Source organism: Hymenobacter sp. (assembly GCF_035709525.1).
Taxonomy (GTDB): Bacteria; Bacteroidota; Bacteroidia; order Cytophagales; family Hymenobacteraceae; genus Hymenobacter.
Genome location: NZ_DASTEP010000204.1, coordinates 1 through 9,807, shown reverse-complemented (window position 1 = coordinate 9,807; position 9,807 = coordinate 1). Strand labels below are relative to the sequence as shown.

Sequence of the window (9,807 nt, the reverse complement as noted above, 5' to 3'; positions counted from 1 at the left end):
TAGCCGAAGGCTACCCTGCGTTCGAGTAGTCAGCCCGCGCAGCGGGCGTATCCGTTAAATCCTACAAATCCGTTTGAATCTGCGGTCTAGCGGCGCATGGTTTTCTCAATGTGGTCCCACATGTCCGGGGTCAGCGCACCGAGCTTGTTAAACTCGCCGGCCCCGTTCAGCCACTCGCCACCATCGATGGTGATGACCTCCCCGTTGACGTAGGCCGAAAAGTCGGACACCAGGTAGGCGGCCAGGTTGGCCAGCTCCTGGTGCTGGCCCACGCGCTTGAGCGGCACACTGGCGGCGGGGTCGAGCTGGCTGGCCAGCGGCTCGGGAAATAGCCGGCTCCACGCCCCCTCAGTGGGGAACGGGCCGGGCGCGATGGCGTTGGAGCGGATGCCGTACTTGGCCCACTCCACGGCCAGCGAGCGGGTGAGGGCCAGCACGCCCGCCTTGGCCGCCGCCGAAGGCACCACGAAGGCCGAGCCCACCGAGGCGTAGGTCGTCACGATGTTGAGGATGGTGCCGGGCTGCTGGTCGGCTATCCAGCGCTTGCCCACGGCCAGGGTGCAGTTGTAGCTACCCTTCAGCACGATATCTACTATTACATCGAACGCCTTGTGGCTCAGGCGCTCGGTGGGACTGATGAAGTTGCCGGCCGCGTTGTTGAGCAGCACGTCTACCCGGCCGTACTCCTCGTAGGTGCGCGCCAGCATGGCCTCTACGGCGTCATATTTGCGCACGTCGCAGGCCACGGCCAGCACCCGGCCGCCAGTTTGCTGGCGCAGCTCGGCGGCGGTGGCTTCCAGCACGTCGAGCTTGCGGCTGGTGATGGTCACGTTGGCCCCGAGTTGCAGAAAGTAGGTGGTCATGGCCCGGCCCAGGCCGGTGCCGCCGCCCGTTACGATGATGGTTTTGCCGGCCAGCGCATTGTCGCGCAGCATGGGTTGGGTGTAAGGCGAAGACATGAGCGAGCGGGGAGGTGGGAAGATTTGCAACAATAATGCGCCGAAGGTAAAACAGCTAAGCGCGCCAGGCAGCTGTTTCGGCCAGAAATGAGCCGCATTCATCGAAAACTACCGGCACTATTTCAAGATTTGTGTGCAACTTGCAAGCTAATAGCTTAGCTTAGCTTACGTACCTGTTCAGATTTTCATGCCTCTTTCCGCTGCCCCTCCAGGCGCTACCGTAGCAGTGCTGGGCTGCGGCTGGTTGGGTTTTCCCCTGGCCCAGGCCTTGCTCGCGCAGGGCTACCGGGTGCTGGGTACTACTACCTCTCCCGAGCAACTTCCGCTGCTGCAAGCAGCGGGCATCGAGCCGCACCTGTTGCAGCTAGGCGCCGACTTCTCGGCCGCCGACGAAGCCCGCCTGACCGACCTGCTGCGCCGCGCTAGCGTACTGGTACTCAACGTACCGCCCCGTGCTGCCATTGCCGGGGGCTACCCGCAGCTGCTGCGCCCGGTGCACCGGGCCGTGGCTGCCGCCCGCTTGCAGGCGGTGCTCTTTGTATCGACCACCGGCGTGTATCCCGAAGAACCACGCCTGATGCGCGAGCAGGATGCCATCAGCACCCGCGACGCGGCGTCCGACGTGCTACGCACCGAGGGCCATTTCGTGCCGCGCTACGGGCAGTGGAGCAGCACGGTAGTGCGCCTGGGCGGCCTCATTGGCCCCGGCCGGGCGCCCGGGCGCTTTCTGGCTGGCCGCCGCGACCTGCCGCAGGGCGACGCGCCTGTGAACCTGCTGCACCTCACCGATGCCATCGGGGTGCTCAGCACGATTATCCGGAATAACATCTGGGGCTATACGCTGAACGTCTGTGCGTTGTCGCACCCTCCACGTCGCGAGTTTTACCCGGCGGCCGCCAAATTTCTGGGACTCACGCCGCCTACCTTCCGGCCCGACTATGAGCCGGGCAAAACGATTGATAGCAGCCTGTTGCGCAGCATCTTACCTTACCAGTTCAGGTACGATGATGTGCTGGCGGCGATTGCGGCCTGCCCGGCCACACCGAGCGAAACGGATAGCATGGCCTGAAAAGCCGGCGGTATCTTTGCGGCATGTCGCCACTTACCGCCCCCCTCGCCTACCCCGCCACCACGCTACCTATCGTGGTGCTCGGCGGCGGCGCGGCGGGCTTTTTCGGGGCCATTGCCTGCGCCGAAGCCAACCCTGGCGCGGAAGTTTTTTTGCTCGAAAAAAGCCCCAAGCTGCTGAGCAAAGTTCGTATTTCGGGCGGTGGGCGCTGCAACGTGACGCACGCCTGCGAGTCGGCGGCGCAGCTCGTGCAGCACTACCCGCGCGGCGGCCGGCAGCTCAAAGAGGCATTCCAAAAATTCGGCGTGCCCGATACCATCGCGTGGTTTGCCAAGCGCGGCGTCAAGCTCAAGACCGAGGCCGATGGCCGCATGTTTCCGACCACCGACAGCAGCGAAACCATCGCCCGCGCGCTCGAAGACGCGGCCCGGCAAGCCGGCGTCCGCATCTATACCCGCACCGCCGCCGAGCGCATCGAGCCACTGCCAGAAGGTGGTTTTAGATTGGCGCTCAGCGGCGAAGGCAGCGCCGGCCTGGGGCCCGAGCTGCGCGCCGCCCGCCTGCTGATAGCCACCGGCGGCAACCCCAAATCGGGGGCCTATGACTGGCTGCGCGACCTGGGGCACGCCATTGCGGAGCCGGTACCGTCGTTGTTTACCTTCAACGTGCCCGCTTCGCCCCTGCGCGAGCTGCCCGGCGTGAGCGTGCCGCACGCCCGCGTGGTACTGGCCGGCGAAAAGCTGCAATACGAAGGCCCCCTACTGGTTACGCACTGGGGCGTGAGTGGCCCGGCCGTGCTCAAGCTTTCGGCCTGGGGGGCGCGCCGCCTGCACGAGCTGGGCTACCACGGCACAGCGCTCATCAACTGGGCCCCCGCGCACACCGATGATACCCTGCGCCCCTGGGCGCAGCAGTTTCGGGCCGATAATGGCAAGAAGCAAGTAGCTGGCCATCCGCAGTTTGGCTTGCCCAGCCGCCTGTGGCGCACGCTGGTAGCCGAGGCCGGCATCGGCCCCGAAACGCGTTGGAGCGAGGTGCCCGCCAAAGCCCAAAACCGCCTGCTGGAGTTGCTACTGCGCACCCCGCTGCAAGTACAGGGCAAGACCACCCACAAAGACGAGTTCGTGACCTGCGGCGGTATTCCGCTGGCCGAAGTCAACTTTAAAACAATGGAAAGCCGCCGCGTGCCGGGACTCTATTTTGCCGGTGAAGTTCTTGACGTCGACGGCATTACGGGCGGATTTAACTTTCAAGCGGCCTGGACTACGGGCTACCTCGCGGGCCAGGCGATGGCGGCGGCCACGCGGCCACGCGCGCAACCAGCGGCGGCTGCAGAATAGGAATAATTTTTGGGCTTCTTGGAACGGCACCGCAACCCTGCGGGCCATTGACTAGTAAACCGGGCAACATTCTCCACCTTACTTTTCTTTCCTATTATGGAAGCCAAAGCCACCCAAACCGGCCTCAACGCCCTCATTACCGTTCTTAAAGATGGCCAGAAAGGCTACGCCGACGCCATGGTCGACGTGCAGGACCAGCACCTGAAAGAGCTGTTCAAGAAGTACTCGGCCCAGCGCGCCAGCTACGTGACCGAGCTCGAAGACCAGATGTTCAAGCTTGACCTCAAGCCCGATACGGACGAAGGTTCGTCGGTACTAGGTGCCATTCACCATGCCTGGATTGACCTGAAAGCTGCCGTAACCGGCCACGACAACCACGCCATCCTGGCCGAGTGCGAGCGCGGCGAAGATGTAGCCAAGAAGGCTTACGAAGAAGCCAGCAAGCTACAAGACCTGCCCGGCGACCTAAAATCGATTATCGAGAAGCAAGCCCAGGGCGTGAAAGCCGCCCACGACGAAATCCGCGGCCTGCGCGACTCGTCGAAGTAATCCGACCGCAGGATTGACCGCAGATTCAAACGGATTTGTCGGATTTAACGGATACGCCTGCTGCGCAAGCTGACTAACTGACCAGTAATAAAAAAGGCTACTCCGTGCGGGCAGCCTTTTTTGCTACTACTTGCTGTTTGCTAGCCGATTACTTCGCTGGTCTGGTCAATAACCAAAAGAGGCTGCTCGTATGAGCAGCCTCTTTTGCTATCGTTCGCTTAGTCAGCCTGCGCAGCAGGCGTATCCGTTAAATCCGACAAATCCGTTTGAATCTGCGGTCTATTCGTCGTAGTCGCGCTTGCCTTTGTAGCCGCCGTAGCCACCTTGGCCGCCTTTGTAGCCACCACGCTGGTAGCCACCGCCTTGGCCGCCCTGGCGGTCGCCGTAGCTGCCGCCGCCACGGTTGCCGTAGCTGCTGCCGCCGTCGCGGTTGCCTTTGTAGCCGCCGCCGTAGCTGCTACCGCCTTCGCGGCGGTCGCCGTAGCCACCACGGTTGCCACCGCCGAAGGGCGGGCGGCCACCTTCGCGGCGGTCGCCGCCACCAAAGCCGCGGCGCTCACCGTCGCCGAAGCCACGGCGCTCGGGGCGGTTGTTGCCTTCTTCCTTAGCGGCCGCATCTTGCACCGGGGTAGCGATGCTGAACGTAACCGGCTGGCCCTGAATGCTGCTGCGGCCCAGCTGGGCTACTACCTCGTCGGCAAACTCGGCGGGCACTTCCACGAAGCTGAACTTGTCGTAAAGGGCGATGTCGCCTACTTTGTTGCCTTGCAGGGCGGTATTTTCCGAAATCAACTCCACGACATCGCGGGGGTGCAGGCGGTCTTTTTTGCCCATGCTGATGAAGAGGCGCGTGTAGCCGGGGCGGCTGGCGCCGCGCTCGCGGCCGGCGTCGAGGCTTTGCTCGGCGCGCTTGTCTTCCTTCATCGTCATTTTGAGCAGCGCGGCGGCGATGTCAAGCGAGGTTACGTCTTCGCTTTGGTCGAGCAGGCGCTGCACGCGGCCCACGTACTTGTCGAGGTTGCCTTTCTCAATCACTTCTTTTATCTGATTGAGGAACAGCGTCGTTTTCACTTCCGACACGTCGGCGAAGCTCGGCACTTGCTCCAGCTTGATGTCGGCCTTGGTGAAGCGCATGATGTCGCGCAGCTTGTAGATGTCGCGGCCACTCACGAAGGTGAAGGCGCGGCCGCTCTTGCCGGCGCGGCCGGTGCGGCCGATGCGGTGCACGTAGTACTCTTCGTCGGCGGGCAGGTCGTAGTTGAATACGGCCTCTACGCTATCCACATCGATGCCGCGGGCGGCTACGTCGGTAGCAACCAGGATTTCCAGCGTGCTTTTGCGGAATTTATCGAGCGTGTTCTGGCGCTGGGCTTGGCTCATGTCGCCGTGCAGGCCGTCGGCGAAGTAGCCTTTGGCTTGCAGGTCCGACACGATTTCATCGACCATGCGCTTGGTGTTCGCGAAGATGATGGTCGACTTGAGGTTGTACATGTCGAGCACGCGCGTGAGCACGTCCTTTTTCTGTGGGCCGCGCACCTCGAAGTAGCTCTGCTCGATGTTCGACACCGTCATCTCCTTGTGGTTGACCTTTACCGTTTGCGGGTCGCGCTGGTATTTTTTGGTCATCTCCAGGATGGGCTTGCTCATCGTGGCCGAGAAAAACACCGTCTGGCGGTTTTCGGGCATCTTGCTGAGCACGTACTCGATATCATCGCGGAAGCCCATGTCGAGCATTTCGTCGGCTTCGTCGAGGATGATTTTGGTGGCTTTGTCGAGCTTCAGCGTGCCGCGCTCGATGTGGTCCATCACGCGGCCGGGCGTGCCGATTACGATTTGCACGCCGCGCTCAAGGGCGCGGAACTGGCGGTCGTAGGACGAGCCGCCGTAAATCGGTACTACTGCCAGGCCACGCTTGTACTTGCCGAGCTTCTGAATTTCGCCCGATACCTGCACCGCGAGCTCGCGGGTGGGGCACAGCACAATCACTTGTACATCACGGCTATCGCCGTTTACACCCTCGATAGCGGGGATGGAGAAAGCGGCCGTTTTGCCGGTGCCCGTCTGGGCCTGGCCGATTACGTCTTTGCCTTCGAGCAGCACCGGAATGGCGGCCGACTGAATCGGCGACGCTTCTTCGTAGCCCATCTCGGTGATGGCGCGCTGGAGTTCGGGCGAGAGGTTGAGCTCATCGAAACGCACTTTGGCTTTTTCGACGGCGTTTTCTACTTGGTTTTCCATAAGTTGGAAAGAAAGGGAGTTTGCAGCCACTTGGTTCCTTCCAGAACCTACTAGTGGCTTGTGCGGGGAATGAGACTACGCTCTGAAAACAGCCGGCTCAACAGCGGCGGCGCTTCTTCCCCCTCAACCTTTCCTGACAACGACAAGGCGGAAAAAATACGACCGAACTAAACGGGAACTACTCGGCAGCCACTTACTTAACCTAGGCCACCCCGGCCACTAAAATGGGGCCGTTCTCAAATGCGGGTGCAAAGGTACGAATTTTCTTTGAGAAAAGCTAATGGAAAAGGTGAAAGTGGCTCGCCTCCCGTGGGAACCTCACCCCCCGGCCCCCTCTCCAAAAAAGAGGGGAAGCCGACCGCCAGCGGACGAAAACAGTCGTTAGGTAGGCGTCAGGCTCCCCCTCTTTTTTGGAGAGGGGGCCGGGGGGTGAGGTTCCCACGGGCGACGGGCAATAACAAAAAAGGGCGTTTCCCTTACGGGAAACGCCCTTTTCACTAGCACAAAGGCAAAAGATTCTTAGCTAATCAGCGAAACTTTCACGGCGTTCGGGCCTTTACGGCCTTGGGCTTCTTCGTACTGAACTTTGTCGCGCTCCTGGAGCGTCTTGGCATCCACGAGGTCGGTTACGTGCACAAAAATGTCTTGGCCCGTTTCGTCGTTTTTGATGAAACCAAAACCTTTGGTCTCATTGAAGAATTTTACCGTTCCGGTCGGCATGATAAAAAAATAAAAATTGGTGTATCATCAAAGCCCGGCGAACGCTGGGGACCTAAGATGCTAACTACACCGGAGCGGACCGGAACAGCAACACGGGGCCTTGAGTTGCGCCAAAGATAGATAGAATTTCCGAACTTCATCGGCCTGGCGAAAAAACTTTCGCGGGCAGCGCTTGTATTAGCTGGCTGGCCTGTAGTGCTCGTAGCGCGAACTTTGTAGTTCGCGCCCGGTAGCGGTCATCTTCTACCAAACGCGAACCACCAAGTTCGCACTACTACCTTATGGATACGCCCGCCGCCCCGGCCTACGCTTTTCAGCACACGTTTGTGGTCGAAGCCTCTGACATCGACCAGCTCGGCCACGCCAATAACGTGGCCTACGTGCGCTGGGTGCAGGATGTGGCCGCCGCCCACTGGCACGCGCTCTACCCCACTGGCCCCGAAATGCCGCCGCAGGTGTGGGTGGTGCAGGAGCACCAAATCCGCTACCTGCGCTCGGCTTATGAAGGGCAGGAACTCCGCGTCCTCACCTGGGTGGCCGACGTGAAGGGCGCCAGCTCGAAGCGCTGCACCCGCATCGAGCGCGTGGCCGACGCGCAGCTCCTCTGCGCCGCCGAAACGCAGTGGGTGCTGCTGGATGCGGGCAGCGGTCGGCCGGTAAGGGTGCCGGGCGCGGTGGCGGAGCGGTTATTACCAAACTAAGTATTAAGCAGAACCGTGAATTCTTATTGGTGCTACCTCGCCTGATTTGATATTAATCGTAGTATTAAAAAAGCAATTACCGCCATCTAGCACATTAACAATTTCAGAATCCAGATTTTTAAAATTAAAGCCTGATTCTTTGCAGAATGCGTTTATCCATACTATTTTCTCGACTTTTTTATTGATAGACACCTTGTATTGCACTCCATATTCACCCAGCATAATCTGCCAGCTTTTGTATTGGTACATTTCATAATTATGGCGATTCACGGCCCTACGCAACATTTTCTTCATCTTAATTAGCTCATCTGAACTAAGCTCTATTTCTGAAGGAAGCTTATAATAGTCAGGCTCTTTTCCATCATTAACACTTAAAAACTAGCAGCGTCTCCTTTCTGTATTGGTACAGTCGCTACTGAGCTTAGGCAGACACCAAGTAGAATTACCTTGCTAAACGCTCTCATATATTTTGAGTAAAATATATTAATGCCCGCCCCCTTCCGCATCTATTCCGCCTCGGCCGGCTCCGGCAAGACGTACCAATTAACGAAAGAATACCTCAAGCTGGCGCTGGGCTACCCGCAGCCCGCCGACCCCACCGGCGAGCGCAGCTTCAACCCGAGCTATTTTAAGAATATTCTGGCCATCACGTTCACCAACGACGCGGCGGGCGAGATGAAGGAGCGCATCGTGGGGGCGCTGCGGCGCTTTGCGCAAGACGCTGACGACAAGCCCGATGCCCTGCTGGCCGAGGTGGCGGCCGAGCTGGCGCAGGAGGCGCAGCTGCCGCCGCAGCTGCGCACGGCGGCCGAGTGGCAGCGCGAGGTGCGGCAGCGGGCGCGGGCCACGTTTAAGCTGGTGCTGTACCACTACGCCGACTTTGGGGTGAGCACGATTGACTCGTTTGTGCAGCGCATCGTGCTGGCGTTCACGCGCGAGCTGGGGCTGCCCGCCACCTTCGAGGTGGAGCTGGATACCGACAGCGTGCTGCGCTCGGCGGTGGCCGCGCTGCTCGACAAGGTGAACCGCGACCCGCAAAGCAAGCTGCTGAGCCAGACCCTGGCCGACTACGCGCTGGGCCAGGCCGAGGAAGGCCGCAGCTGGAACCGCCTGCCCGACGAGCTGCTGAATTTTGGTCGCAACCTCTTCAGCGAGAGCGTACACGAGGCCGTGGCGCAGCTGGGCCAGAAGACGATGGCCGACTTCCGGGCGCTCGACCAAGACATAAGGGCGCGGCTGCACGACCTCGAAAAGCAGGTGCAGGCGCAGGCCGACCGGGCGCTGGCGGCGCTGGCCGGCGCGGGCGTCGAGGCCGAGCACCTGGCGGGCGGGGCCAACGGCATTCACGGGCATTTCCGCAACTGGGAGCGCTGGCTGGGCGCGCCCGATGCCAAGGCCGACTTCCCCACCGCCACGGCCCGCAAGGTGGTGGAAAGCGGCAAGTGGTGGAGCGACAAAGCCAAAAAAGCGGGCCTGGTGCCCGCCATCGAAGCCACCCAGCCCGAGCTGGAAGCCGCCTTTGGCGAGCTGCTGGAGCTGCGCCTCTCGCACCTACCAAACTATCTGTTGCTAAAGGCTTTGCAGCCCTTCCTCTTCCACGCTTCGCTGCTGAGCGAGCTGAACAAGCTGGTAGAGGAAATCAGCCGCGAGCGCAACGTGGTGCTTATTTCGGAGTTCAACCGGCGCATTGCGGCCATCGTGCTCACCGAGCCGGTGCCGTTTATCTATGAGCGGCTGGGCGAGAAATACCGCCATTTGCTGATTGACGAGTTTCAGGACACCTCCGTGTTGCAGTGGAATAATCTGCTGCCGCTGGTCGAAAACGCGGTCGGCAACGGCGGCCTCTCGCTGGCCGTGGGCGATGCCAAGCAGGCCATCTACCGCTGGCGCGGCGGCGAGCTGGAGCAGATTCTGCGCCTCTACCAGCGCGACACGGGCACGCTGGCCGCCCGGGCGCGCGACGTGGACATGCAGCGGCTGCTGAGCGAGCGCTACTACACCTTGCAGCAAAACCTGGAGCCTAAGTCGCTGGCGGTGAACTACCGGAGCGAGCCAGCTATCATTGGGTTTAACAATGAGTTCTTTACCTATGTAAGGGAACGCAGCGTGGACGGTGAGCTGGTGGCGGGGATTTTTGAGGATGGTTTTCAGCAGGCGACTCCAAACGCGGGAACCTTACCCCCCGGCTGGCCACGTCGAACTGCTCTTCACCAACAAGGACACCCCCGCCC

Annotated in this window: 9 protein-coding genes; 5 read left to right on the top strand and 4 right to left on the bottom strand. The window is 60.9% G+C overall.

The features are described 5' to 3' along the window. Positions 1-86 precede the first annotated feature (86 nt). Positions 87-959: an SDR family oxidoreductase gene (locus VFO93_RS17870; RefSeq protein ID WP_325135744.1), complete on the bottom strand. Its 873-nt coding sequence runs from the start codon at positions 957-959 to the stop codon at positions 87-89. A gap of 187 nt (positions 960-1,146) precedes the next feature. Between VFO93_RS17870 and VFO93_RS17865 the strand changes: the two genes are divergently transcribed. The 3 genes from VFO93_RS17865 (at position 1,147) to VFO93_RS17855 (ending at position 3,917) form a co-directional block, all read left to right on the top strand. Next, entirely contained in the window at positions 1,147-2,028 is an 882-nt protein-coding gene (locus tag VFO93_RS17865; protein ID WP_325135743.1) for an SDR family NAD(P)-dependent oxidoreductase, read from the top strand. Between the two features lie 23 nt (positions 2,029-2,051). Continuing rightward, a complete protein-coding gene (locus VFO93_RS17860; RefSeq protein ID WP_325135742.1) occupies positions 2,052-3,368 on the top strand; it encodes an NAD(P)/FAD-dependent oxidoreductase in 1,317 nt (438 codons plus the stop codon). A gap of 96 nt (positions 3,369-3,464) precedes the next feature. Next, a complete protein-coding gene (locus VFO93_RS17855; RefSeq protein ID WP_325135741.1) occupies positions 3,465-3,917 on the top strand; it encodes a PA2169 family four-helix-bundle protein in 453 nt (150 codons plus the stop codon). Positions 3,918-4,196: 279 nt separating this feature from the next. Here VFO93_RS17855 and VFO93_RS17850 read toward each other — a convergent pair whose 3' ends face one another. After that, positions 4,197-6,155, bottom strand: a complete 1,959-nt coding sequence (locus VFO93_RS17850) for a DEAD/DEAH box helicase (RefSeq protein ID WP_325135740.1) — start codon at positions 6,153-6,155, stop codon at positions 4,197-4,199. Between the two features lie 519 nt (positions 6,156-6,674). After that, positions 6,675-6,875: a cold shock domain-containing protein gene (locus VFO93_RS17845; protein WP_325135739.1), complete on the bottom strand. Its 201-nt coding sequence runs from the start codon at positions 6,873-6,875 to the stop codon at positions 6,675-6,677. A 281-nt stretch (positions 6,876-7,156) separates the two neighbouring features. Between VFO93_RS17845 and VFO93_RS17840 the strand changes: the two genes are divergently transcribed. After that, entirely contained in the window at positions 7,157-7,576 is a 420-nt protein-coding gene (locus VFO93_RS17840; RefSeq protein WP_325135738.1) for a thioesterase family protein, read from the top strand. Positions 7,577-7,579: 3 nt separating this feature from the next. On the opposite strand, the gene VFO93_RS17835 is transcribed toward VFO93_RS17840, so the two are convergent. Beyond that, positions 7,580-7,870 (bottom strand): hypothetical protein, encoded by a 291-nt coding sequence (locus VFO93_RS17835; RefSeq protein WP_325135737.1) that lies wholly within the window; start codon positions 7,868-7,870, stop codon positions 7,580-7,582. 192 nt (positions 7,871-8,062) lie between these two features. On the opposite strand from VFO93_RS17835, the gene VFO93_RS17830 reads away from it, so the two are divergent. Then, positions 8,063-9,807, top strand: a 1,745-nt coding sequence (locus tag VFO93_RS17830) for a UvrD-helicase domain-containing protein (protein WP_325135736.1), incomplete at its 3' end; no start/stop codon positions are given.